Here is a 24,571-nt window from a genome sequence, read left to right as displayed (position 1 = left end):
TCCGGTGTAGGAGCGGTCTTGTGCCGCGATGGGCCGCACAGCGGCCCCAACGATACGCGCTGCGAGCCAAAATCCCTGGGCTGCTGCGTTCCCCCTCGGGGTGCTTCCCCAGAACCTGGGCACCCCCCGCCACTGATCCCGAACCCCGCCCCCCCTTGAACCGTTCATCCCCCACGGTTGAAATCCCGCCTTGCACCCCCATATGAGTTTGCAACAGGCATTTTCGCCCCGCTGCGTGGAGACTCTCCCTTGACCACCATCGTTTCAGTCCGCCGCAATGGCAAAGTCGTCATGGGCGGCGACGGCCAGGTATCCCTCGGCAACACCGTGATGAAAGGCAACGCCAAGAAAGTGCGTCGTCTGTACCACGGTCAGGTCATCGCGGGCTTTGCCGGCGCCACTGCCGATGCCTTCACCCTGTTCGAACGCTTCGAAGGCCAATTGGAGAAACACCAGGGCCACCTGATTCGCGCGGCCGTGGAACTGGCCAAGGAATGGCGTACCGACCGTTCCCTCAGCCGCCTCGAAGCCATGCTGGCCGTGGCCAACAAGGATGCGTCGCTGATCATCACCGGCAACGGTGACGTGGTCGAGCCTGAAGACGGCCTGATCGCCATGGGTTCCGGCGGCGCCTACGCCCAGGCCGCAGCCCGTGCACTGCTGAACAAGACCGACCTCTCGGCCCGTGAAATCGCCGAGACCGCGCTGAACATCGCCGGTGACATCTGCGTGTTCACCAACCACAACCTGACCATCGAGGAGCAGGATCTGGCCGAGTGATCAGCTGCTCTGGCGCCCCGTCCCGGTGACGGGGCTTTTCCACGCTGAATCATTCGTATCAGGACCCTATTGATCATGTCCATGACCCCCCGCGAGATCGTCCACGAACTCAACCGCCACATCATTGGCCAAGACGACGCCAAGCGCGCCGTGGCCATCGCCTTGCGCAACCGCTGGCGGCGCATGCAGCTCCCCGCCGAGCTGCGCGCCGAAGTGACGCCCAAGAACATCCTGATGATCGGCCCCACCGGCGTGGGCAAGACCGAGATCGCCCGGCGCCTGGCCAAGCTGGCCAATGCCCCGTTCCTCAAGGTCGAAGCCACCAAGTTCACTGAAGTGGGCTATGTGGGCCGCGATGTGGAATCCATCATCCGCGACCTGGCCGACGCGGCCTTGAAGATGCTGCGTGAGCAGGAAATCATCCGCGTGCGCCACCGCGCCGAAGATGCCGCCGAAGAGCGCATCCTCGATGCCCTGCTGCCACCGGCACGGGTCAGCAGCTTCAGCGAGGAAGCCGCCCAGACCAGTTCCGATTCCAACACCCGCCAGCTGTTCCGCAAGCGCCTGCGCGAAGGCCAGCTGGACGATAAGGAAATCGAAATCGAGGTGGCCGATGCCGTGGGCGTCGAAATCGCCGCGCCTCCTGGCATGGAAGAAATGACCAATCAGTTGCAGAGCCTGTTCGCCAACATGGGCAAGGGCAAGCGCAAGTCGCGCAAGCTGAAGGTTCGCGAAGCGCTGAAAATGGTGCGCGACGAGGAGGCTGGTCGCCTGGTCAATGAAGAAGAGCTCAAGGCCAAGGCGCTGGAAGCGGTCGAGCAGCACGGCATCGTGTTCATCGACGAGATCGACAAGGTCGCCAAACGCGGCAATGTCGGCGGTGCCGATGTCTCCCGTGAGGGTGTGCAGCGCGATCTGCTGCCGCTAATCGAAGGCTGCACGGTCAATACCAAGCTGGGCATGGTCAAGACCGACCACATCCTGTTCATCGCCTCCGGCGCGTTCCACTTGAGCAAGCCGAGCGACCTGGTGCCTGAACTGCAAGGTCGCCTGCCGATCCGTGTGGAGCTCAAGGCCCTGACGCCGGAAGATTTCCAGCGCATCCTGCGCGAGCCGCATGCCTCGCTGACCGAGCAGTACCAGGCACTGCTCAAGACCGAAGGGCTCAACATCGAGTTCGTCGAGGATGGCATCAAGCGCCTGGCCGAGATCGCCTACCAGGTCAACGAGAAAACCGAGAACATCGGTGCCCGTCGCCTGCACACGTTGCTCGAACGCCTGCTCGAAGAGGTGTCGTTCAGCGCTGGCGACCTGGCCAGTGCCCATGACGAAGCGCCGATCCAGATCGACGCAGCTTACGTGAACAGCCACCTGGGCGAGTTGGCCCAGAACGAAGACCTGTCCCGCTACATCCTGTAACGGGCCTGCGCCAGGCTGCAAGCGAGCCCGTGCGGCGCTTGCAGCCTGGCGACACAGGTTTTTTGCTCAAGAAGCTGGCGAGCGCTTCTTGCAGCGGGTAGCGTGCGGTGTGTAACTCAAACAGAGATCACGCCCATGGCTCGCATGCCTACCGCCATCAACCTGCACAAAGCCTCCAAGACCCTGCGCCTTACCTATGGGCCCGATGAGGTCTACCACCTGCCCGCCGAATTCCTGCGCGTGCACTCCCCCTCCGCCGAAGTCCAGGGGCACGGCAACCCCATTTTGCAGTTTGGCAAGGTCAACGTCGGCCTCGTCGGACTGGAGCCGGCGGGTCAATACGCCCTGAAACTTACCTTCGACGATGGCCATGACAGCGGCCTGTTCACCTGGGAATACCTGGAGCAGCTGTGCCTGCGGCAGGATGCCTTGTGGGCTGAATACCTCGAGGCGCTGCACAAGGCCGGCAAGACCCGTGACCCTTCGGAGTCCGTGGTCAAGCTGATGCTTTAGCCGCTCCCCTCGCACGCGCCTTCGTCCGCCATGCCGGCCCAACTGACAATGATAAGGAGCTTACGACAGCGCCAGGTTGCTTCGCGCCTGAAACTCGGGTAACCAGTAGAAGTGGCCATTTACCAGCATGGCGCTGCAGGCGCCTGATCGTCCGTAGCACTGCAGGACGCGGTCACGGATTACCCGAGTAGCGGTATCGGGGACACGTCGGTGCACCCACGCCAGCCGGTACTCGTCTCAGACAACGGAGCGTCGCGGATGAGTAACAACAACAATGAAGATCAGCAGCAGAGCCCGCAACGCGCCACGGGCCTGAACCCGATGGTCGGCGTTCGACGTAAGGACCTGTTGGGCACGGCCCAGACCGTGCTGCGCCAGGCTGTGCGTCAGCCCCTGCACAGTGCCAAGCACGCGCTTGCCTTCGGGCTCGAACTGAAAAACGTGATGCTGGGCAAATCGAGCCTTGCCCCTGCCAGCGATGATCGCCGCTTCAACGACCCGACCTGGTCACAGAACCCGCTTTACCGACGTTACCTGCAAAGCTACCTGGCATGGCGTAATGAACTGCAGGCCTGGATCAGCAGCAGTGACCTGCCCCCTGAGGACATCAGCCGCGGGCAGTTCGTCATCCAGCTCATGACCGAAGCGCTGGCGCCTACCAATAACCTGTCCAATCCTGCCGCGCTCAAGCGTTTCTTCGAGACCGGCGGCAAAAGCATGCTCGATGGTCTGTCGAACCTGGCCAGGGACGTGGTCCACAACGGCGGCATGCCCCGCCAGGTGAACATGGATGCTTTCGAAGTGGGCAAGGACCTGGGCAGCAGTAGCGGCGCGGTCGTGTACCGTAACGAGGTGATGGAATTGATCCAGTACAGCCCCCTCACCGAGCAGGTGCATGAGCGGCCACTGCTGGTGGTGCCACCCCAGATCAACAAGTTCTACATCTTTGATCTGTGCCCGGAAAAAAGCCTGATGCGCTTCTGTCTGGACGCCCGACAACAAACCTTCATGGTCAGTTGGCGCAACCCGACCAGGGCGCAGCGTGACTGGGACTTGTCTACCTATGTGCAGGCACTTGGCGAGGCGGTGGACGCCGTGCTGAGCATCACCGGCAGTGCGACCCTGAACATGCTCGGTGCATGCTCAGGAGGGATTACCTGCACCGCGTTGCTGGGTCATCTAGCGGCGCGTAATGAAACCAAGGTCAATGCCTTGACCCTGCTGGTCAGCGTGCTGGACGCCACGCTCGACAATGCGCTGGCATTGTTCGTCGACGACCAGGCGCTGGATGCGGCCAAGCGTCAATCCCAGCAGGCGGGGGTACTCGAGGGCAGCGACCTGGCCCGGCTGTTTGCCTGGATGCGTCCCAATGACCTGATCTGGAACTACTGGGTCAACAATTACCTGCTCGGCAATGAGCCGCCAGCGTTCGACATCCTGTACTGGAACAACGACACCACGCGCCTGCCCGCCGCATTCCATGCCGACCTGATCGAGATGTACAGGCGCAATCCGCTCACCCGTCCCGGTGGCCTCACCGTCTGCGGTACCGCCATCGATCTCAAGCAGGTCAAGTGCGACCTCTTCAGCGTGGCGGGCAATGCCGACCATATTACGCCTTGGCAGGCCTGCTATCGCTCGGCGCGACTGTTCGGCGGCAAGGTCGAGTTCGTGCTGTCCAACAGTGGGCACATCCAGAGCATCATCAATCCGCCCGGCAATCCGAAGGCGCGCTTTCAGGCTGGGGATGGCCAGCATGACGATCCGCTTGCCTGGCAACAGGACGCCGTCAGGCACGTCGATTCATGGTGGCTGCACTGGCAGGGCTGGCTGGCCGACCGAGCCGGGGCATTGATCGAGGCACCGAGCCACTTGGGGTGCCGCAGCCATCCTGCAGCCGAAGCTGCGCCAGGCAGCTACGTGCACCAGCGTTGAACCCCTGCGCCGTGGCCACCTGCGCGGTGCCAAGGCGTTTACCAGCTCCAGGAGCCATGCGCATGCCGTCACCTTACGTGTTCAAAACGGTCGAGCTCGATGGCCTGTCCATCCGTACCGTCGTGCGTCCAGGTCAGTCGACCTTGGCGCCCTTGCTGATCTTCAACGGCATCGGGGCCAACTTCGAGCTGATATTTCCGTTCATCGAAGCACTGGACCCCGACTTGCAGGTCATCGCCTTCGACGCCCCAGGTGTGGGCGGTTCATCCACGCCGCAGCGGCCTTATCGGTTTTCAGGACTGGCCCGGCTCGCCGCTCGGCTGCTCGACACGCTAAATTACGGCCAGGTCAACGTCATCGGCGTGTCGTGGGGAGGCGGGCTGGCTCAGCAATTCGCCCATGACTACCCGCAGCGCTGCCGAAAACTCATCCTGGCTGCCACGGCCGCAGGCGCGGTCATGGTACCTGGCAAGCCCAAGGTGTTGTGGAGCATGGCCAGCCCCCGCCGGTACGTAGACCCCTCCCATGTCATGCGCATCGCGCCGCTGGTGTATGGCGGCGGGTTTCGCCGGGATCCGCACCTGGCGCTAAAGCACGCGGCCACGGCACGCTCGGCTGGCAAGCTGGGTTATTACTGGCAACTGTTCGCGGCACTTGGCTGGACCAGCATCCATTGGCTGCACAAACTCCGCCAGCCCACCCTGGTGCTTGCCGGGGATGACGATCCGTTGATTCCGCTGGTGAACATGCGTCTGCTGGCCTGGCGTATCCCCAATGCGCAGTTGCACATCATCGATGATGGTCATCTGTTTCTGATCACCCGGCCACACGCCATCGCGCCGGTCATCATGAAGTTTCTGGCCGAGCCAACCTGAAACGCCCCATTCGCGATCACCGGCCGAACCGGGCCGAACGGCCGGTGTCCAGATTCAGGCAAGTGCCTTGTCCAGCGCCCGCTCGATTTCGCCCTTGATGGTGCCGCTCATCATCGACATCATCATGCCGAGCTTGAGATCGACACGGATGCTGTCCTGGCCGATGTGCACGCTGCCGTTCGCGCCGCTGCGTGCCACATCGACGCGGTCGCCATCCCACGAGGCCTTGAGGTCATACTCGCGGCTGAGGCGGTCCACCAGCGCTTGGGCCTTGGAACGGGCGGCGTCGCGCCCGAGGGTGTGTTTGCGTTCGACGCTGATCTGGGTCATGCGGGTGTTCCTGAACATGTAGACATAATCGGCATTATGCCCGCCCCCGCCTGGCGGCACACCCCGCCAAGACAAATCCGCTCGTTCGCCCTAGAATGGCGTCAATTAATTTCGGTGAAGCGATATGAACGACCAGCGCAAAGGCGACCACGCCGAACCCACGACCCATTTTGGCTACCAGGACGTGCCTGAAAGCCAGAAGGCGCGCAAGGTTGCCGAAGTGTTCCACTCGGTGGCGGCCAAATACGACCTGATGAACGACGTGCTGTCCGGCGGCATGCACCGCCTGTGGAAGCGCTTCACCATCGAGCTGTCGGGCGTTCGCAGCGGCAACCGTGTGCTGGACATCGCCGGCGGCACGGGCGACCTGGCAGCCAAGTTCTCGCGCCTGGTGGGCCCGACCGGGCACGTGGTGCTGGCCGACATCAACGAGTCCATGCTCAAGGTCGGCCGCGACCGCCTACTGGACCGTGGCGTGGCCGGCAACATCGAGTTCGTCCAGGCCGACGCTGAAAAGCTGCCGTTTCCGGACAACCATTTCGACTGCGTGACCATCGCCTTCGGCCTGCGCAACGTCACCCACAAGGAAGATGCCATTCGCTCCATGCTGCGCGTGCTCAAGCCGGGTGGCCGCCTGCTGGTGCTGGAGTTCTCCAAGCCGACCAACAAGCTGATGTCCAAGGCCTACGACGCCTACTCATTCGCCTTCATGCCCCTGGCCGGCAAGCTGATCACCAACGATTCCGAGAGCTACCGCTACCTGGCCGAATCGATCCGCATGCACCCTGACCAGGAAACCCTCAAGGCCATGATGGTGCAGGCCGGGTTCGACCGGGTGACCTACCACAACATGACCAGCGGCATCGTGGCCGTGCACCGGGGGATCAAGCCCTGATGCTCATGGCCGGTCTGCTCGCCAGTGCCGAACATGGCCTGAACCGCGTCCTGCGCATGGACAGCACGGCATTGCCAAGGCTAGCAGCGCTGGAAGGCAAGGTCATCGAGATCGACTGCCGCCAACCGGCCATGCAGGTCTTCATCCTGCCTGACGAGCAGGGCCTGATGCTGGCCAGTGCCTGGGAAGGCGAAGTCGACTGCCGGTTGAGCGCGCCGGCGGCAAGCCTGGCGCACCTGGCGTTGTCGCGAGACAAGACGGCAGTCCTGCACAGCCCCCATGTGGCGTTGCACGGCGATACCGCGGCCTTGCTCGATCTGTTCGGCATTTTCCAGGACCTGGAGCTGGACTGGGAGCATGAGTTGCAGAAGTGGCTGGGCCCTGTGCCCACGGCCCTGATCGCAGGGCACATCCGCCTGCGCACCCGGTGGACCCGTCAAGGCCTGGCACGCCTGAGCCAGAGCCTGTCCGAGTATCTGGCGGAAGAATCGCGTACGCTGGTAGGCAAACGCGAAGCCGAGGCCGCCTTCAGCGAACTCGATGCCATGAAGGTCGATACAGAACGCCTCGAGGCGCGCATCCTGCGCCTTTCCCGATCCCTTGATTCCAGCGATAACGCATGAAGCTGCTCGCCTTCCGCCGCCTTTTCCGCATCCAGCGCGTCGTCATCCGCTACCGGCTCGATGACTTGCTGTTCGACTACCCTCTGCCCTGGTGGTTGATGAGCCTGCGGCTGCTGTTGCCGTGGCGCTGGCTACCGCGTCGCGCCTCGGAACTGAGCCGCGGCGCGCGGTTGCGCATGGCGCTGCAGGACCTAGGGCCTATCTTCATCAAGTTCGGCCAGCTGTTGTCTACCCGGCGCGACTTGCTGCCCACTGACATTGCCGACGAGCTGATGCTGCTCCAAGACCGCGTACCGCCGTTCGACCCGCAAAAAGCCGTGGCGCTGATCGAAGCCCAGCTTGGGGCCAAGGTGGGTGAGGTGTTCAGCCGCTTCGACGTGGAGCCCCTGGCGTCCGCATCGGTGGCGCAAGTGCACGCCGCGCGCCTGAAAAGCGGTGAAGAAGTGGTGGTCAAGGTGGTACGGCCGGGGCTCAAGCCAATCATCGCTGCCGACATTGCCTGGCTGTTCCTGATCGCCAAGGGTGCCGAGCGCCTTTCTGCCGATGCACGTCGCCTGCACCCGGTGGAGGTTGTCGGCGATTACGAGAAAACCATCTACGACGAACTCGACCTGCTTCGCGAGGCGGCCAACGCCAGCCAGCTGCGGCGCAATTTCGAGGATTCCGAGCTCATGTACGTGCCCCAGGTCTATTGGGACTGGTGCCGGCCCAAAGTGCTGGTGATGGAGCGTATCTACGGCGTGCCGGTGACCGACATGGCCACCCTCGCCGATCAGCGCACCGACATGAAGATGCTGGCCGAGCGCGGCGTCGAAGTGTTCTTCATGCAGGTGTTTCGTGACAGCTTCTTCCATGCCGACATGCACCCGGGCAACATCTTCGTGAGCACGGTCAAGCCGTGGAGCCCCAAGTACATCGCCATCGACTGCGGCATCGTCGGTAGCCTCACCGATGAAGACCAGGATTACCTCGCGCGCAACCTGATTGCCTTCTTCAAGCGCGACTATCGCCGCGTCGCCCAGCTGCACATCGACTCGGGCTGGGTACCGGCCAACACCAAGGTCAATGAGTTCGAAGCGGCCATCCGCACCGTGTGCGAGCCGATCTTCGAAAAACCCCTCAAGGACATTTCCTTCGGCCAGGTGCTGATGCGCCTGTTCCAGACCGCGCGCCGCTTCAACATGGAAGTGCAACCTCAACTGGTGCTGCTGCAGAAGACCCTGCTCAACATCGAAGGCCTGGGGCGTCAGCTGTACCCTGAGCTGGACCTGTGGAGCACGGCCAAGCCTTATCTTGAGCGCTGGATGCGCCAGCGCATGAGCCCCAAGGCCTTGCTGGGCAACCTGCACAGCCAGGCTGAGCAGTTGCCGCACCTGGCCAACATGACCCGGGACTTGCTCGAACGACTGTCGCAACCGCACCTGCACGACCCCAAGATGCCAGAGCGCCGAAATGGCGACCATTGGGCCCTGCGCCTGCTCGGTGCCGGCTTGCTGGGCGGGGGTGTGATCCTGGGCGGTGTCGCCCTGCAGGCCGGTAGCCTGGCGGCCGCCACGGCGTGGCCGGCCTGGTTGATGCTGGCCGCAGGCCTTTACCTGATCGTGCGCCAATAGCCAGCCGCGCCCGTGGCTGGCACACTAGCGCAAAAGGCCCGCGACGCAGACGGGCCCGTTTTGGAGTCGACGATGAAAGACTGGCTGGACGAGATCAAGTGGAACAGCGATGGCCTTGTGCCGGCCATCGCCCAGGACCACAAGACCGGACGCGTGCTGATGATGGCGTGGATGAACCGTGAAGCACTGGCGTTGACCGCTGCTGAGCAACGCGCCATCTACTGGTCGCGCTCGCGTGGCAAACTGTGGCGCAAGGGCGAGGAGTCGGGCCATGTGCAAAAACTTCACGAAATGCGCCTGGACTGCGACGCCGACGTGATCATCCTCATGGTCGAGCAGGTGGGCCACATCGCTTGCCATACCGGCCGGGAAAGCTGCTTCTACCGCATCTACGCAGACGGCCAGTGGGCCACCGTCGACCCGGTCCTGAAAGACCCGCACGCCATCTACGACGCAGGACACTGACATGAGCGACACCCTCAACCGGCTGGCCGCCGTGCTCGAAGAACGCAAACAGGCGGCGCCGGACAGCTCCTATGTGGCCAGCCTGTACCACAAGGGCCTCAACAAGATTCTGGAAAAGCTCGGCGAAGAGTCGGTTGAAACCATCATTGCCGCCAAGGATGCTGCGCTCAGCAAGGACTGCAGCGACGTCATCTATGAAACGGCCGACCTGTGGTTTCACAGCCTGGTGATGCTCAGCGCCCTGGGTCAGCACCCGCAAGCCGTGCTCGACGAGCTCGACCGGCGCTTCGGGTTGTCGGGCCATGACGAAAAAGCCGCCCGCCAGCCTTCGGCCTGATGTATGTTCAGGGCTGACGCCCGGTGACCTTCACACAATTTTCGGGAGTACGAAATGGGTATCTTTGACTGGAAACACTGGATCGTCCTGCTGGTCGTGGTGGTGCTGGTGTTCGGCACCAAGAAGCTGAAGAACCTCGGCAGCGACCTGGGCGAATCGATCAAGGGCTTTCGCAAGGCCATGAACGAAGAAGAAACCAAGCCGGCTGAACCTACCCCTCCTCCGGCCCAGCCCGTACCCCCTGTGCAACCGGTGCAGACCACTGCCCAGGCCAGCCAGGGCCATACCATCGAAGGCCAGGCCCAACCGGTCCAAGAGCCGCAGCGGAAAGACTGACTTATGTTCGGCATCAGTTTCGGCGAGCTGCTGCTCGTCGGCCTCGTCGCCCTGCTGGTGCTCGGCCCCGAGCGCCTGCCGGGCGCCGCCCGCACGGCGGGCTTGTGGATCGGCCGGCTCAAACGCAGCTTCAACAGCATCAAGATGGAAGTCGAACGCGAAATCGGCGCCGATGACATCCGCCGCCAGCTGCACAACGAGCACATCATGCACATGGAAGAGCAGGCCAAGCGCATCCTCAACCCCAATGCGCCGCCTGCCCAGCCTCCGGTGACCACGGCCACCGTGCAGCCCCCTGCTGGCCTGCCAACCACGCCAGCTGAAACCGATGTAACTGCCCCTGCCACTGCGCACCCTACCCCTGTAGCGCCCGAGCCGCCGCGAGCCCCATGAGCGAGAACCCGGAACACGACCAGCCCATGCCGCTGGTTTCGCACCTGACCGAACTGCGCACCCGCCTGCTGCGTTGCGTTGCCGTCATCTTCCTGATCTTTGCCGGGTTGTTTTCCTTCGCCCAGCAGATCTACACCCTGGTCTCGGCGCCGCTGCGTGATCATCTGCCTGCCAATGCGACCATGATCGCCACTGACGTGGCCTCGCCCTTCCTGACGCCGTTCAAGCTGACCATGATTGTTTCGCTGTTCCTGGCGATCCCCTTCATCCTGCAGCAGATCTGGGGCTTCATCGCACCAGGCCTGTACCGTCATGAAAAGCGCATCGCCATACCCCTGCTGATGTCGAGCATCGTGCTGTTCTATGCCGGCATGGCCTTTGCCTATTTTCTGGTCTTCCCGTTGATCTTTGGCTTCTTCGCCAGCGCAACGCCTGAAGGCGTATCGATGATGACCGACATCGCCAGCTACCTGGACTTCGTGATGACGTTGTTCTTCGCCTTCGGCGTAGCCTTCGAGATTCCGGTGGCCGTGGTGCTGCTGGTCTGGATCGGCGTGGTCGATGTGAAGTACCTGAAGAAGATCCGCCCCTACGTGATCATTGGCTGCTTCGTTGTCGGCATGGTGCTGACGCCCCCGGACATCTTCTCCCAGACCCTGTTGGCCGTCCCCATGTGGCTACTGTTCGAGGTCGGCGTGCTGTGCGGCAGCCTGATTCGCAAGCGCGGCAGTGACGAACAGCCTGCCGATGATCATCAAGACCAACCACCCGCGACGCAGCCGTGAACCTGCTGCTGCTGGAGGAGGCCGATTTCATCGCGGCTGACCGGGTTGTATTGGCTGATCGTCGTTTCGTCCATATGCAGGATGTGCACGGGGTCGCCGTCGGTGACACGTTGCGCGTTGGCCGCATCAACGGCCTGATGGGCCAGGCGACGGTGCAGCGCCTGGAGCGCCATGAGGCCGAGCTTCACGTCAGCTTCGATCAGGCGCCACCGGCCAAGCTGCCGTTGACCCTGGTGCTGGCGGTGCCACGGCCCAAGATGCTGCGCAGGCTGTTCCAGACCGTCGCCACCCTTGGGGTGCCGCGCCTGATCCTGCTCAACAGCTACAAGGTGGAAAAGAGCTTCTGGCAAACCCCCTTCCTTCAGCCCGACGTCATCCGTGAAAACCTGATCCTGGGTCTGGAACAGGCACGTGACACCGTGCTGCCAGAAGTCATCATCGAAAAACGCTTCAAACCCTTCGTCGAGGACCGTCTGCCTGCCATCGCCGAAGGCACCCTTGGGCTGGTCGGTCACCCAGGCGACTATCCCGCCTGCCCTCGCGCGGTAGAACAGGCAGTCACCCTGGCCATTGGCCCGGAAGGCGGGTGGATCCCCTACGAGGTGGATCTGCTGGGCAAAGCGGGTTTGGCCCCGGTGCAGCTCGGTGCACGCATCCTTCGGGTGGAAACGGCCGTCACGGCCTTGCTCTCACGTATATTCTGACGAACCGGTCAGCTTTTACCCATCAAGTTTCTGTTTCCCTGGCCGATGGCATTGGCAACAACAACTAAATCGTGCTGCCAAGCCGCCAGGGAGTTTCTATGAATCAATGGTTAACCCAGCTTTTGGGCAACGTGAGTGTGACCCGCAAACTGGCGCTGGGCTTCGGCCTGGTGTTGCTGCTGACACTGATCATCACCCTGACCGGGTGGCACGGCATGAACAGCATCACGGCCAGGGGTGACAAGCTGGGCAACATCTCGGTCATCCAGCAGTACGCCCAGGAGCTGCGCATTGCCCGTCAGCATTATGAACGCCAGCGCGACGAAGCCTCGATCGGCGAGATGGAGAAGGCGCTTGGCACCCTGGACCGTCAGGTTCAGCTGATGCTTGGCCAGATCGACGAACCCGCCGATCATCAGCGCCTCGAACAGCAGCGCGATGCGGTAGCGGCCTACCAGCAAGCCTTCGCGCAGCTCAAACAGTCGAACTTGCGGCGCGAGGCCAGCCGTGGCGTGTTGGGGGACAGCGCGGACAAGGCCGTCGAACTGGTGGGCCGGGTCCAGCAGCGCCTGCTTCAAGCGGGCGATATCACCCAGTACCAATATGCCGTCACCGTCAACAGCCTGCTCCAGCAAGCGCGCTTCCAGGTGCGTGGTTACACCTATAGCGGCAACGCCGACTATCAGCAAACGGCACTCAAGGCCATCGACCAGGCGCTGGACGAGTTGCGAGGGCTGCCCGCCAAGCTGCCTGCTGAATTCGCCGCCGGTTTGAGCGACGCCAGTACCGCCATGGGCGGCTACCGCGACGCCGTGATGCAGTTCGGCGAAGCGCAGAGCGCCAGCGCCCAGGCGTTGCAGCAGATGGCCGACCAAGGCGTGACCTTGATGCAGACCAGCCAGGCCATGACCAGCTCGCAGACCCAGGTACGTGACACGGCGGCCGCTCAGGCAAAGGCGTTGCTGGGGTTGGCCACGGGCCTGGCCGTCTTGCTGGGCCTGCTGGCAGCCTGGGTGATTACCCGCCAGATCATCCTGCCGCTGCGCGAGGCGCTGCGCGGGGCTGAACGGGTGGCCAGCGGCGATCTCACCCTGCATGAGCCTTCGAGGCGTCGAGACGAGCTTGGCCAGTTGCAGGCCAGCATGCAGCGCATGACCCAAGGCCTGCGCGACCTGATTGGTGGCATAGGCGATGGCGTAACCCAGATTGCCAGTGCTGCCGAAGAGCTCTCGGCAGTGACCGAGCAGACCAGCGCAGGGGTTACCAACCAGAAGGTGGAGACTGACCAGGTTGCCACGGCGATGAACCAGATGACGGCGACCGTTCACGACGTGGCACGTAACGCCGAGCAGGCCTCGGAGGCAGCCGTCATGGCCGACCAGCAGGCCCGTGAGGGCGATCGTGTGGTCAGCGAAGCGGTGGCGCAGATCGAGCGGCTGGCCAGCGAGGTGGCCAACTCCAGCGAGGCCATGAGCCAGCTCAAGGGGGAAAGCGACAAGATCGGTAGCGTGCTGGATGTGATCAAGTCGGTGGCCCAGCAGACCAACCTGCTGGCACTCAACGCGGCGATCGAAGCGGCCCGTGCAGGCGAGGCCGGACGCGGGTTTGCAGTGGTGGCTGACGAGGTGCGCAGCCTGGCGCAACGCACGCAGCAATCCACCGAAGAGATCGAGGAACTGATCGCCGGCCTGCAAAGCGGCACCCAGCGCGCAGCGAGCGTGATGGACAGCAGCCGGCAACTCACCGACAGCACCGTCGAACTGACCCGCCGTGCAGGCAGCTCGCTGGAAAACATCACCCGTACGGTCTCGTCCATCCAGGCGATGAATCAGCAGATCGCCACGGCAGCCGAGGAGCAAACGGCGGTGGCCGAAGAGATCAACCGCAGCGTGATCAACGTACGGGATATTTCAGACCAGACCTCGGCGGCCAGCGAACAGACTGCCAGCTCCAGCGTCGAACTGGCCCGCCTGGGCACTCATTTGCAGGGCTTGGTGGGGCGTTTCAAACTCTGACGGGCAGGCCTGTCGATACGATTAATGACAATGCCGGTCAATCGGCGCATTGGGACTGAGGCTGCTACGCAGCCTCTTCATGCGCGCGCGGGTGGCTGGAACGGGCGCGCACTGGGCATTGCCGTTATGGCTGCGTAACCGAAAAAATCTGACCGATCGCTCCGAATTTTCCTACGCGGATTTCAGGTCAAGTCCTACACGTCCTCCGCCGATGGGCAGGGATGGCTTGCACGCATTGCGCATGCTCTTCATTCCTTCCACTTGCACGGAGAATCCCCATGCTCGGTTACCTCAACCGCAAGCTCGGCAACATCAGCGTCGCCGCCAAGTTGGCCCTCGGTTTCGCCGTGGTCCTGCTGCTCACGCTGGTCACTACGATCAGTGGCTGGCGCGCTTTGGACGGCGCCATCGTTCGTTCGCAGCAATTGAGCGAAATTGGCCAAATCAATGACCTGACCAAGGATCTGCGCGCCGAGCGCATCACGTACCGTGTGCTCGACGATGAGCAGAGCAAGACGCGGATCGGCCGCATACTCGAACAGCTGAGCGATAGGCTCACTACCCTTCAGCAGCGCAGCAACGTCGAAGAATCACGGCAGATGCTCACCGAAAAGCTGGGTTTGCTGCAGCAATTGCGCGATGACTTCACTGAGCTGCAGCGCACTGCCACCAGCCGCGCCACCTTGCGCCAGGCTCTGCTCGTTCAGGAACAGAAACTCAGCACGGCCATCGATGAACTTGAAACCCAGGCCCTGTTGAAGATGCCTGCCGATGGGCAGCAGACCAACGTGCTGGGCATGATGGACACCCTGAGCCGGCATGTGGAGAGCGCCAACCAGCAGAGCCTGGTACCGGCCTACACTTTCTCCCCTGTCGAAGACTTCGCCAAGGTCGGTGAAAGCGCCTTGGAGGCCGCAAGCACTAGCCTGGCTCAGCTGGTCAAAGGCCTGGCGCCTCTCGGGCTGCCGCGCGCCGTGATCGAGCAACCAGGCACCGAATTGGCCCGATACCGTGCCACCTTGGATCAATACCGCCAAGTTGCCGTCAAGGCGGAGCAGCTGCAGAACACCATGGAGCGCCGCGGCGACGAGTTACGCTCGGTGAGCCTGGAACTTGGCAAGCGCAAGGTCGAACAGCGCGACAGGGAAGCACTGGCCGCCCGCTCGCTGTTGACCACCGTGGCACTGCTGGCGCTGTTGGTCGGCGTGGTCGCCGGGTGGCTGATCACATTGCAGATCACCCAACCGCTGCGCCAGACCCTGGAGGTGGCCGCACGTATCGCCAAAGGGGACCTGAGCCAGGTCGAGCCGGTGCAGCGCCGCGACGAGATGGGCAAGCTGCAGGCCAGCATGCGTGAAATGACAATAAGCTTGCGCGAACTGATCGGCGGCATCGACCACGGTGTCGGGCAACTCTCGCAAGCCGCGTCGCAATTGGCCTCCAGCAGCGAAGACACCAAGGTGCGCATCAACCAGCAGCGAGAGGAGACCGACCAGGTTGCCACTGCCATGAACCAGATGAGCGCCACGGTCCAGGAGGTGGCGCAAAATGCAGAGCAGGCATCGATGGCCGCCACCAATGCCGACCAGCAGGCGCAGGTGGGCGATCAGGTGGTGACCGAAGCCATTGGGCGTATCGAACAGTTGTCCGGGCAGATGGACCATTGCCTGGCAGCCATGCAGCACCTGGCCGGCGAGAGTCAGCGCATCGGCAGTATTCTGGACGTGATCAAGTCTGTCTCCGAACAGACCAACCTGCTGGCGCTCAACGCCGCGATCGAGGCGGCACGGGCGGGTGAAGCCGGGCGGGGCTTCGCGGTAGTGGCCGATGAAGTGCGCGGTCTGGCCCAACGCACCTCTACCGCCACGGAAGAAATCGGCCAACTGATCGACAGCCTGCACAACGGCACCGACGAAGTTACGCGCTTGCTGGACAGCAGCAAGAACCTTACCGAGCAAAGCGTGGAATTGAGCCGCAAGGCAGGCGATGCGCTGAGCCAGATCACCGGGACGGTCTCGAGCATCCAGGGTATGAACCAGCAGATCGCCACGGCCAGCGAACAGCAGAGCGTGGTGGCCGAACAGATCAATCGCAGCGTGTTGAATGTGCGTGATGCGTCCGATCAGACCAGTGCAGCCAGTGAGCAGACGGCGGCTTCAAGTGGAGATTTGGATCAGCTTGGGCAGCAACTGAGGGGGATGGTCAGGCGTTTCAGCTTGTAAATACACTGGCGCTGGCAACTGGCAAAAATGCCAGTTGCCCCCCCTTTAAATTTCACGATAGGTTATCAACATCAACTCAGAGCAGGTTGCATATGTATACCGCAAACTCTCACAACACGCTGTTCACCCCTGCTTATACGCCCTATGGTTTCTCTCCTGCAAGTGCGTCAGTCCCTATCGCTTTCGCCGGAGAACCTTACGACGTCAGCTCTAGAGGATATTTACTAGGCAATGGCTACAGGCTTTACCTGCCATCAATTATGCGGTTCGCCTCACCAGACAATATCTCACCTTTCACCGTGATTAGTAGTTATTCGTATTGCGGCGGGGACCCGGCAAACTACAAAGACCCGTCAGGGCATTATCCGACATCTCCACAATCCCTTATTAACATCTTTAATAAAACTAGGTACGCTAAGTATTTAAAGGCATATGATGCCCAGAAGGCCGCTGCACTGGATACCTACAATCAAATGCAGCACACCCGAAAGCAAATCTCTAACCATCAATCACGCATTGACAAGCTTATAGCCGACATCAACAGTACACATACCAGCTTAGAGCTGGCTGAAAACTATGATGCCTGGGCCGAACATACCCGTTATCTGAAGATATTAAAGAAGCAGAAGCGCGAATTAAAGTACCTCAGAGCGAACTCACCCGCTCAGATCCTTGCCTTGAAGGAAAGAGCAACTACATTACATTCTGAATTTGTAAGGCAAATGGACTTATTAGGCTTGCCTGCTAACAATACGGGCCTAGATCAACTCGAGCCCATCAACCCCATGAATATACGCCAAGAAATCCCGCTCCGACGTCAGAGACCCCCCATATCACGGAGTGAGAATTTTACATTTAAAGTAAGACCGTCTTACCAATATCTGATCTGATCTTCCGGTTACCCGTGAAGGCCCAGCCAGTTCAAGTGTGGCATTCACACGGCTGGGGATCCGTTTGCAGAGCTGGCGGGACGGTTCAGGTGACGGAATTGTTGAGCCGCGTTGCGGCACAAGGTCGTTCAGGGATACAGGTCCGTCGTAGGAGCGACCTTGTTCCGCAAATGGGGTGCAGAGCCCCCCTCAGCGGTTACAGCACCTGACGCAGGAACGCCTGCGCGCGCGGATCCTTTGGTGCATTGAAGAACGTGTTTGGCGAGGCATCTTCCAGCAGCTTGCCATGGTCGAAGAACAGCACGCGATCGGCCACTTCACGGGCAAAGCCCATTTCGTGGGTGACACAGACCATGGTCATGCCCTCCAGGGCCAGGGTCTTCATCACATCCAGCACCTCCCCTACCATTTCCGGGTCCAGCGCCGAGGTGGGCTCGTCGAACAGCATCACTTTCGGGTCCATGGCCAACGCGCGGGCAATCGCGACCCGTTGCTGCTGACCGCCCGACAACCGCGACGGATACTCGTTGGCTTTCTCCGCGATCCCCACCTTTTGCAACAAGGCCCGGGCCTTGGCTTCGCGGTCGGCCTTGTTGCGCTTGCGCACCACCTTCTGTGCCAGACACAGGTTTTCCAGCACGGTCATGTGCGGAAACAGGTTGAAATGCTGGAACACCATCCCGACTTCGCGGCGGTAGGCGTTGATGTCGGTCTTGGGGTGCGCCAGATCCAGGCCGGCGATGGCCACATGGCCCTCGTCGAAGTGCTCCAGGCCGTTGAGGCAACGCAAGAAGGTCGACTTGCCCGAGCCCGAAGGGCCGAGGACCACGACTACTTCGCCTTTTGCCACGTGCGTGGTGACGTTGTCGACCGCCCGCACCACATGGCCACGGGTGTCGAATACCTTGAGTAGGTCACGGACTTCAATCACTTTGCGCAAGCCTCCGCTCGAGCCGGCTGGCAATGTGCGACAGCGGCAGGTTGATCAGCAGGTACAAGCCTGCCACGCAGAACCAGATCTCGAAGGTCGAGAACGACGTGGTGATGGCTTCCCGTCCGCTTTTCGTCAGTTCGGTAATGGCGATCACCGACACCAGCGAGGTGTCCTTGACCAGGCTGATGAACTGACCAGCCAACGGCGGCAGTACACGCTTGAACGCCTGGGGCAGTATCACATGACGCATCGACTGCCCGGCATTGAGGCCCAGCGAGCGCGCAGCTTCGTTCTGCCCCTTAGCGATGGACTGCACGCCGGCACGCACGATTTCCGCCACATAGGCACCTGTGAACAGCGCCAGGGCGGCTACACCGGCAAACTCCCGCGACAGGTTCAGGACCGTGCCGATGAAGAAGTAGAAGATGAAGATCTGAACCAGCAGCGGCGTGCCGCGCACCAGCTCGACATAGACGGTCGACAGGTCATGCAGCGTGGGGTTGGTCGACAACCGGCACAGGCCGGCAAACAGCCCGATCAGCAGCCCCAGCGCACCGGAAACCACCGAAATCCACAGTGTGGTCCACAACCCCCAAGCCAGTGGCCCTGCGGCCCAGTGCCGGGTCACCCCTATCTGGTCCCCTTCGGCCACATCGTCGCCGCGGCTCAGTTGCAGGCTGTCCTTGGCCACGTCCAGGACCTGAAGCGCCCCGCTTTCATCCTTCAAGGTGACGCGGGCTTCATCCCCGGTGATGACGACTTCCTGCACGGTGCCGTAGTCGCTCGCGCGCTGTACGTCCTCGGCCTGATAGGCGAAATACTGAGGGACGCGGTTCCAGCGCCACTCGTAGGAAATCATCGAGGTGGCCATGTACAGGCTGACGGCCAGGCCTACCAGGACCAGTGCAGTCAGCCCATGCCAGGGCCACTGGGCCTTCTTGTGTTTGATCACGTTGGATACTCCGGAAAACGGCAGGCCGCAAGCCACAAGCCGCAGCCTATGGCCGATCCCGTAAGGTCGGTCACTGGCTGCGGCCTGCAGCTTGCGGCCTGAAGGTGCCTTTTATTCCATGTCCTTGAGCCAGTCCTTGTTCTTGAACCACTTGTCGTGAATACGATCGTAGGTCCCGTCATGCTTGATCTGGTGCAGGAAGTTGTTGATGAAGTTGATGCTATCGTAGTCGCCTTTCTTCAGGCCGAAGGCCAGCGGCTCGTAGGTGAAGGGTTCTTCGAGGAACAGCAGCTTGCCCGCACCGGCCTTCTCGACGGCCACTACGTTATAAGGAGCGTCATAGACAAAGGCATCCGCCTTGCCGTTGACCACATCCATGACCGCTTCCTGCTCATTGTCATAGCCGTGGTACTTGGCTTTGCCGATCAGCTTCTTGGACACCATCTCGCCGGTGGTCCCCAGCTTGGAGGTCAGGCGATACTTCTCGTTGTTCAGGTCCTTGTACGACTTGATCTCGCCGGCCAGGTCCTTGCGGATCAGCAGGGTCTGGCCCACGACGATGAAGGGTTCGCTGAAGTTCAGGCGCAGGTTGCGCTCCTGGGTCAGGGTCATGCCGCTGCCGATCATGTCGAACTTGTCGGTCAGCAGGGCGGGAATGATGCCGTCATAAGCGGTGGATACCGCTTCGAACTTGACGCCCATTGACTTGGCCATGGCCTTGAGGATGTCGACCTCGAAGCCGATGATCTCGCCACGCTTGTTGGTCATCTGGAACGGCATGTAGGTCGGGTCCATGCCCACACGCAGCGTGCCACGCTTGACGGCCTCGTCAATGGCCCCGGCCTGGGCAGCGGACACCGCCACCAGAGCGGTCATGCCCACCAGCAGCCGCGAAAGGTATTTCTTGAACATCACCAAGTCCCCTGAAAGTAGAAGTAGCGCGTTTTCTTATTGGTACGGCCTTGCGGGCCGCCGTGAGCTATCGGAGAGGGATGCTAACGCATGGCGCGCTGGCGATATAGCATCGGGGGGGACTTTGTTGGCCTAAATCGGCCCGAAGGGCGAAAGCGTCGCGGGCCAACCCGCTCCGGTCTGACCCTGCAAGCCTCGGCTGCAGGGCAGGTCAGAACGGGCTGGCCCGCTATGGCGCAGGTCAAGAGCCTGCGAGCGCCGGTTGGCCTTCCTGTTCAGGATGCAGCGGCAACAACGGCGAATGCGGGTCGCTCTTGATCGAAGCGCGCCAGGCATCGATCCATGCCGCGTGCTGCTGCGACCATACCTGGTCGTGCAGGCGGGTCAGCGCAACGGGATCGCTCAGCAATGCCAGGCGCGTGCCCAGGTCGAGCCCATGGGGGCCGACTTCCAGGGCTTTGGCGATGCGTTCGGCCCGCATGGCCTCGATGGGTGCTGCCTGACCGTGCCGGGCAGTAGCCATGGCGCACGCCAGGGCATTCTGCCGCGGGTCCACCACAGCGCGCACAAAACCGTCGCGCAGGGCGTGCCAGCGGTTCTCGTGGGTGTACTGGTCCGTGGCCAGCAGCTCTTGCGGCGTGGCGTACTCCTCAGGAATCAGGAACAGCTTCTCGTCCTTGGCGGCCAGACCCAGGCGGGTACGGCTGGAAATGACCGAGACCGGGATGGACAGCATCAACGAGCCCACGATCGGCGTCAGCCACCACAGGAAGCTGGGGTTCAGCCAGGCTACCAGGCCTGCCCATGCCACGCCCAGCAAGGTTTGCGGACCATGGCGCTTGACCGCCTCGCTCCAGGGCGTGGAGTCATCGTCGCGCTGGGGAGAGTTCCAGGTGGCGGCCCAGCCCAGGAATGCGGCGAGCACGAAGCGGGTGTGGAAGATCATGCGCACCGGAGCCAGCAACATGGAGAACAGCATTTCCATGAGCATCGACAAGGTGACCTTGATCCGCCCACCGTACTCCACCGCGCCCTTTGCCCAGATCAGGATGACGCTGAGCAGTTTGGGCAGGAACAGCAGCACGATGGTGGTGGAGAACAACGCCACGGCTTTTTCCGGGTGCCATTGAGGCCACAGCGGGTACAGCTGGTACGGCTCGATGAAGTACTGGGGCTCCATCAAGGTGTTGGTCGCCAGCAACGCGGTCGACAGCACCAGGAACAGGAACCACAACGGCGCAGACAGGTAGGACATGACACCCGTCAGGAACACGGCACGGTGCACCGGGTGCATGCCCTTGACCAGGAACAGCCGGAAGTTCATCAGGTTGCCATGGCACCAGCGACGGTCGCGCTTGAGTTCGTCGAGCAGGTTGGGCGGCAGTTCTTCATAGCTGCCCGGCAAGTCATAGGCGATCCATACCCCCCAACCGGCACGGCGCATGAGCGCGGCTTCGACGAAATCGTGGGAGAGAATGGCCCCAGCGAACGCACCCTTGCCTGGCAATGGCGCCAATGCGCAGTGTTCGATGAACGGCTTCATGCGGATGATCGCATTGTGCCCCCAGTAGTGCGACTCGCCCAGCTGCCAGAAATGCAGGCCGGCCGTGAACAATGGGCCGTATACGCGCGTGGCGAACTGCTGCATGCGTGCATACAGGGTATCCATGCCCGACGCCTTGGGCCCGGTCTGGATGATGCCGGCATCAGGGTTGGCCTCCATCAGGCGCACCAGGCTGCTCAGGCATTCGCCGCTCATGACGCTGTCGGCGTCCAGCACCACCATGTACTTGTACTCGCTGCCCCAGCGGCGGCAGAAGTCGTCGAGGTTACCGCTTTTGCGCTTCACCCGACGCCGGCGACGGCGGTAGAAGATACGGCCGAACCCCTTGGTTTCACGGCACACGTCCAGCCATGCCTGTTGCTCGGCAACGGCAATGTCGGTGTCGTTGGTGTCGCTGAGCACAAAGAAGTCGAAGCGGTCCAGGTTACCGCTGGCTGCCACCGACTCGAACGTTGCACGCAGGCCTGCGAACACCCGCGGCACGTCTTCGTTGCAGATCGGCATGACCAGCGCGGTCCGTGCGTCTGGCGCGATGGGTTCGTTGCCGGCACTGCTGCCGGAAATCTTGTACTTGTCGCGCCCGGTCAGCAGCTCGAGGAAGCCCATCAGGGCTGTCCAGAAGCCGGCCGACACCCAGCAGAACAGAATCCCGAAGAGAATCAGGATGGACGTCTGCAAGGCGTACGGCCATACCTGCACCACCGTATCCCAGATCGGCTGGGCGAAGATTTCGTCCAGATCGACAAACGACCAGCCCTGGTAGGGCAGGATGCTCTTCATGTACCAGCCAGCGACCAAGGTCTGCCCGATCATCAGTGCCAACAGGATGTATCGGCGGATCGAACCGACAGTACGCCAGCGGGCCGCCGGCAACTCACGCTTGGGTGGCTGCGGTACGTTGGTACGCCCGGTCAGGCGCCGCCATGCTCGCACCAGCAGGTTGGTACGCCATGGTTCGGGCACGACCTTGGTACGCGTGATGGGCGGCGCGATCTTCAGGCACAGGCGCCCGTTACCGTCCACACCGAGCATTTCGGCCTCTTCCAGTTCGCCCGCAGTGCCGACCGTCAGGCGCGAGCCCACCGAGGCCTGCACGGCCTCGGCTGGGCTGGCGGGCGAGGTGGCCGCCAGGCGCTGGTGCAGTTCGCTGAACGATGTGCACGTGGCAAGTTCCGCGCGCTGCTCATCGCTCAGTGGAAGGTGGGCCAGGTATTCGCCAAGCGATACCGGCCTTGGGCTCGGATTACTCATCGGCAGGCAACTGATAGGTCCAGGTTTCGGTCAGCACCTTTTCGGTGGTGGCCGCAGCCCCGGCAGTGGGCGCCGCGTCGGCGGCAGGTTGTTCGGCCTTGACGGTCTTCTCGGCCTTGGCATGCTTGGCAGACGCCTTGTCCTGCTTGGCGTCCTTGGCAGGCGCTGGCGCCTCTACCGGCACATCACGTACCAGCGCTGCACGCATTTCAGTCGACTTGTTGGCTTCCTTGACCTTCAGGCGCAGGGTCAGGCGCCAGCCCTTGGTTTCAGGGTTGTAGCGCAGGTTGTTCTCGACCACCTCACCGTTGTCGCCCACGCTGATCTGGCTGCGCACCGGGGTGTCTTCAGGCAAGGCGGCCAGGGCCGGGCCTGCGAAGTCGACCAGGAACGCCACGCTGCCATCAGGCTGGCGGATCAGGTTGGACTGCTTGACGTCACCGGTGGAGCGCAGGGTCTGCTTGACCCAGCCCAACTCAGGCGCCTGGAACTTGGGCTCGTCGATGGTCCAGTGCAGGCGGTAGGCGAACTCGGCCGCTTCGCCAGGCTCGGGCAGCTTTTCCGGGCTCCAGAAGGCAACGATGTTGTCGTTGGTTTCGTCGGCCGTCGGGATTTCCACCAGGTCGACGGTACCCTTGCCCCAGTCGCCTTTGGGTTCGATCCAGGCACTTGGGCGCTTCTGGTAGTTATCGTCCAGGTCTTCATAGTCGCTGAAGGCGCGCTGGCGCTGCATCAGACCAAACCCGCGCGGGTTCTCGACGCTGAAGTTGCTGACCGACAGATGCTTAGGGTTGTTCAGCGGGCGCCACAGCCACTCGCCGTTGCCGGCATGGATGGACAAGCCTTCGGAATCGTGCAGCGCTGGGCGGTAGTTGAGGACCTTGGACGGCTGGTTCGGGCCGAACAGGTACATGCTGGTCAACGGCGCTACGCCCAGGCGGCTGACGTGATCGCGCAGGTACACGCGCGACTGCACGTCAACGACCGTGTCGTTGCCAGGACGCAGGGTGAGCTTGTAGGCACCGGTTGAGCGCGGCGAGTCCAGCAGCGCGTAGATCACCAGGTGCTTGTCGGCCGGCTGCGGCTTCTCGACCCAGAACTCGGTGAACCGTGGGAATTCTTCGCCCGAGGGCAGCGCCGTGTCGATGGCCAAGCCACGGGCCGACAGGCCATAGACATGGCCCTTGCCAACGACGCGGAAATAGCTGGCGCCAAGCAGGGTCATGATTTCGTCCTGCTTGTCGGCCTTGTTGATCGGGTACAGCACGCGGAAGCCCGCATAGCCCAGGTTCTTGGTGGCATCGGCATCATGCGGCACGTCGCCGAACTCGAAGCGGCTCGGGTCGTACTTGATTTCCTGGACCTTGGTGGCGGTGACTTCGTTGATTTTCACCGGCGTATCGAAATGCATGCCCTGGTGGTAGAACGACAGCTTGAACGGCGTCTTGTCGTTGGCCCACTCGGCCTTTTCCTGCAGGAAATGGATTTTCTGGTAGTCCGCGAACTTCATGTCGCGGAACACGGCCGGCAGGTTGCTTTTGGGCGCTTCGTACTTCTGGCCGGCCAGATCCTTTGCCTTGGCGGCAACATCGTCAAGATTGAATGCCCACAGCTGGCCCGCGCTCATCAGGCCAACGATTGCCATGCTGGCCATCAGCGCCTTGCGTAGCCTGACGCCGGGGATTCTTGATGCTTTTTGGGGACTAACAATCACGAGCAACCCTCGCCGAAAACAGATCATGAAACCAACGGCCAGCGACAAATGCCGGGTTGGCGAGCACTGTTCGGACCCCGTAAGGGCGTAATGATTCCCCAAACGGCTACGGAC

23 protein-coding genes and 2 pseudogenes are annotated in these 24,571 nt (G+C 62.0%); 19 read left to right on the top strand and 6 right to left on the bottom strand.

Annotated features, from left to right (window positions below):
* Positions 1-249 precede the first annotated feature (249 nt).
* The 5 genes from hslV (at position 250) to phaZ (ending at position 5,522) form a co-directional block, all read left to right on the top strand.
* A complete protein-coding gene (gene hslV / locus ACF8GB_RS16735; protein WP_023533032.1) occupies positions 250-780 on the top strand; it encodes an ATP-dependent protease subunit HslV in 531 nt (176 codons plus the stop codon).
* Between the two features lie 75 nt (positions 781-855).
* Positions 856-2,199 (top strand): ATP-dependent protease ATPase subunit HslU, encoded by a 1,344-nt coding sequence (gene hslU / locus ACF8GB_RS16730; RefSeq protein WP_058604290.1) that lies wholly within the window; start codon positions 856-858, stop codon positions 2,197-2,199.
* A 135-nt stretch (positions 2,200-2,334) separates the two neighbouring features.
* Positions 2,335-2,712, top strand: a complete 378-nt coding sequence (locus tag ACF8GB_RS16725) for a gamma-butyrobetaine hydroxylase-like domain-containing protein (protein WP_058639878.1) — start codon at positions 2,335-2,337, stop codon at positions 2,710-2,712.
* Between the two features lie 258 nt (positions 2,713-2,970).
* Positions 2,971-4,647 carry a class II poly(R)-hydroxyalkanoic acid synthase gene (gene phaC, locus ACF8GB_RS16720; RefSeq protein WP_196186592.1) on the top strand — a complete coding sequence of 559 codons (1,677 nt, stop codon included), beginning with the start codon at positions 2,971-2,973 and terminating at the stop codon, positions 4,645-4,647.
* A gap of 62 nt (positions 4,648-4,709) precedes the next feature.
* Positions 4,710-5,522 (top strand): poly(3-hydroxyalkanoate) depolymerase, encoded by an 813-nt coding sequence (gene phaZ / locus ACF8GB_RS16715; protein WP_058604287.1) that lies wholly within the window; start codon positions 4,710-4,712, stop codon positions 5,520-5,522.
* Between the two features lie 54 nt (positions 5,523-5,576).
* Here the strand turns inward: phaZ and ACF8GB_RS16710 are convergent, their stop codons facing one another.
* Entirely contained in the window at positions 5,577-5,852 is a 276-nt protein-coding gene (locus ACF8GB_RS16710) for a polyhydroxyalkanoic acid system family protein (RefSeq protein ID WP_058639876.1), read from the bottom strand.
* A gap of 124 nt (positions 5,853-5,976) precedes the next feature.
* On the opposite strand from ACF8GB_RS16710, the gene ubiE reads away from it, so the two are divergent.
* The 14 genes and pseudogenes from ubiE (at position 5,977) to ACF8GB_RS16640 (ending at position 17,130) form a co-directional block, all read left to right on the top strand.
* Positions 5,977-6,747: a bifunctional demethylmenaquinone methyltransferase/2-methoxy-6-polyprenyl-1,4-benzoquinol methylase UbiE gene (gene ubiE / locus ACF8GB_RS16705; RefSeq protein WP_058604286.1), complete on the top strand. Its 771-nt coding sequence runs from the start codon at positions 5,977-5,979 to the stop codon at positions 6,745-6,747.
* Positions 6,747-7,370, top strand: coding sequence for an SCP2 domain-containing protein (locus ACF8GB_RS16700; RefSeq protein WP_196186591.1), 624 nt, complete (start codon positions 6,747-6,749; stop codon positions 7,368-7,370). The genes ubiE and ACF8GB_RS16700 overlap by 1 nt, the downstream gene beginning before the upstream one ends.
* On the top strand, positions 7,367-8,983 hold the full coding sequence (gene ubiB / locus ACF8GB_RS16695; protein WP_058639874.1) for a ubiquinone biosynthesis regulatory protein kinase UbiB: 1,617 nt from the start codon (positions 7,367-7,369) through the stop codon (positions 8,981-8,983). Before ACF8GB_RS16700 ends, ubiB begins: the two co-directional genes overlap by 4 nt.
* A gap of 72 nt (positions 8,984-9,055) precedes the next feature.
* Positions 9,056-9,448 (top strand): phosphoribosyl-AMP cyclohydrolase, encoded by a 393-nt coding sequence (gene hisI, locus ACF8GB_RS16690; protein WP_182139345.1) that lies wholly within the window; start codon positions 9,056-9,058, stop codon positions 9,446-9,448.
* Between the two features lies 1 nt (position 9,449).
* Positions 9,450-9,785, top strand: coding sequence for a phosphoribosyl-ATP diphosphatase (locus tag ACF8GB_RS16685; protein ID WP_023532983.1), 336 nt, complete (start codon positions 9,450-9,452; stop codon positions 9,783-9,785).
* 54 nt (positions 9,786-9,839) lie between these two features.
* Positions 9,840-10,121, top strand: coding sequence for a twin-arginine translocase TatA/TatE family subunit (locus tag ACF8GB_RS16680; protein ID WP_023533071.1), 282 nt, complete (start codon positions 9,840-9,842; stop codon positions 10,119-10,121).
* A gap of 3 nt (positions 10,122-10,124) precedes the next feature.
* The gene (tatB, locus tag ACF8GB_RS16675; protein ID WP_058604282.1) at positions 10,125-10,514 is read left to right on the top strand and encodes a Sec-independent protein translocase protein TatB; all 390 of its coding nucleotides are present in this window, start codon (positions 10,125-10,127) and stop codon (positions 10,512-10,514) included.
* Positions 10,511-11,299 (top strand): twin-arginine translocase subunit TatC, encoded by a 789-nt coding sequence (gene tatC / locus ACF8GB_RS16670; protein WP_058604281.1) that lies wholly within the window; start codon positions 10,511-10,513, stop codon positions 11,297-11,299. Before tatB ends, tatC begins: the two co-directional genes overlap by 4 nt.
* On the top strand, positions 11,296-12,003 hold the full coding sequence (locus tag ACF8GB_RS16665; RefSeq protein ID WP_100850644.1) for a 16S rRNA (uracil(1498)-N(3))-methyltransferase: 708 nt from the start codon (positions 11,296-11,298) through the stop codon (positions 12,001-12,003). Before tatC ends, ACF8GB_RS16665 begins: the two co-directional genes overlap by 4 nt.
* A gap of 98 nt (positions 12,004-12,101) precedes the next feature.
* Positions 12,102-13,163 (top strand): annotated as a pseudogene (locus tag ACF8GB_RS16660) (methyl-accepting chemotaxis protein); the annotation flags it as partial.
* Positions 13,146-14,018 carry a methyl-accepting chemotaxis protein gene (locus tag ACF8GB_RS16655; RefSeq protein ID WP_371921578.1) on the top strand — a complete coding sequence of 291 codons (873 nt, stop codon included), beginning with the start codon at positions 13,146-13,148 and terminating at the stop codon, positions 14,016-14,018. The pseudogene ACF8GB_RS16660 and the gene ACF8GB_RS16655, both read left to right, overlap by 18 nt.
* Positions 14,019-14,239: 221 nt before the next feature.
* Positions 14,240-15,337: pseudogene (locus ACF8GB_RS16650) on the top strand (methyl-accepting chemotaxis protein); the annotation flags it as partial.
* Positions 15,338-15,346: 9 nt separating this feature from the next.
* Entirely contained in the window at positions 15,347-16,240 is an 894-nt protein-coding gene (locus tag ACF8GB_RS16645; protein WP_392527337.1) for a methyl-accepting chemotaxis protein, read from the top strand.
* Between the two features lie 92 nt (positions 16,241-16,332).
* Positions 16,333-17,130: an RHS repeat-associated core domain-containing protein gene (locus ACF8GB_RS16640; protein ID WP_326384329.1), complete on the top strand. Its 798-nt coding sequence runs from the start codon at positions 16,333-16,335 to the stop codon at positions 17,128-17,130.
* A gap of 196 nt (positions 17,131-17,326) precedes the next feature.
* On the opposite strand, the gene ACF8GB_RS16635 is transcribed toward ACF8GB_RS16640, so the two are convergent.
* The 5 genes from ACF8GB_RS16635 to ACF8GB_RS16615 form a co-directional block, all read right to left on the bottom strand.
* The gene (locus tag ACF8GB_RS16635; RefSeq protein ID WP_058639881.1) at positions 17,327-18,061 is read right to left on the bottom strand and encodes an amino acid ABC transporter ATP-binding protein; all 735 of its coding nucleotides are present in this window, start codon (positions 18,059-18,061) and stop codon (positions 17,327-17,329) included.
* Complete coding sequence (locus tag ACF8GB_RS16630) at positions 18,054-19,016, bottom strand: amino acid ABC transporter permease (RefSeq protein WP_058639867.1); 963 nt, start codon at positions 19,014-19,016, stop codon at positions 18,054-18,056. The genes ACF8GB_RS16635 and ACF8GB_RS16630 overlap by 8 nt, the downstream gene beginning before the upstream one ends.
* Before the next feature lie 111 nt (positions 19,017-19,127).
* Positions 19,128-19,928 (bottom strand): transporter substrate-binding domain-containing protein, encoded by an 801-nt coding sequence (locus tag ACF8GB_RS16625; protein ID WP_023533017.1) that lies wholly within the window; start codon positions 19,926-19,928, stop codon positions 19,128-19,130.
* A 241-nt stretch (positions 19,929-20,169) separates the two neighbouring features.
* Positions 20,170-22,743 carry a glucans biosynthesis glucosyltransferase MdoH gene (gene mdoH / locus ACF8GB_RS16620; RefSeq protein WP_058604275.1) on the bottom strand — a complete coding sequence of 858 codons (2,574 nt, stop codon included), beginning with the start codon at positions 22,741-22,743 and terminating at the stop codon, positions 20,170-20,172.
* Positions 22,736-24,457 carry a glucan biosynthesis protein G gene (locus ACF8GB_RS16615; RefSeq protein ID WP_326384328.1) on the bottom strand — a complete coding sequence of 574 codons (1,722 nt, stop codon included), beginning with the start codon at positions 24,455-24,457 and terminating at the stop codon, positions 22,736-22,738. Before ACF8GB_RS16615 ends, mdoH begins: the two co-directional genes overlap by 8 nt.
* Positions 24,458-24,571: the final 114 nt, after the last annotated feature.

Source organism: Pseudomonas sp. xss_4, from assembly GCF_043104125.1.
Lineage (GTDB): Bacteria > Pseudomonadota > Gammaproteobacteria > Pseudomonadales > Pseudomonadaceae > Aquipseudomonas > Aquipseudomonas parafulva_B.
Note: the sequence above shows the minus strand (reverse complement) of the source record. Positions and strands in the feature narration are given on the sequence as shown.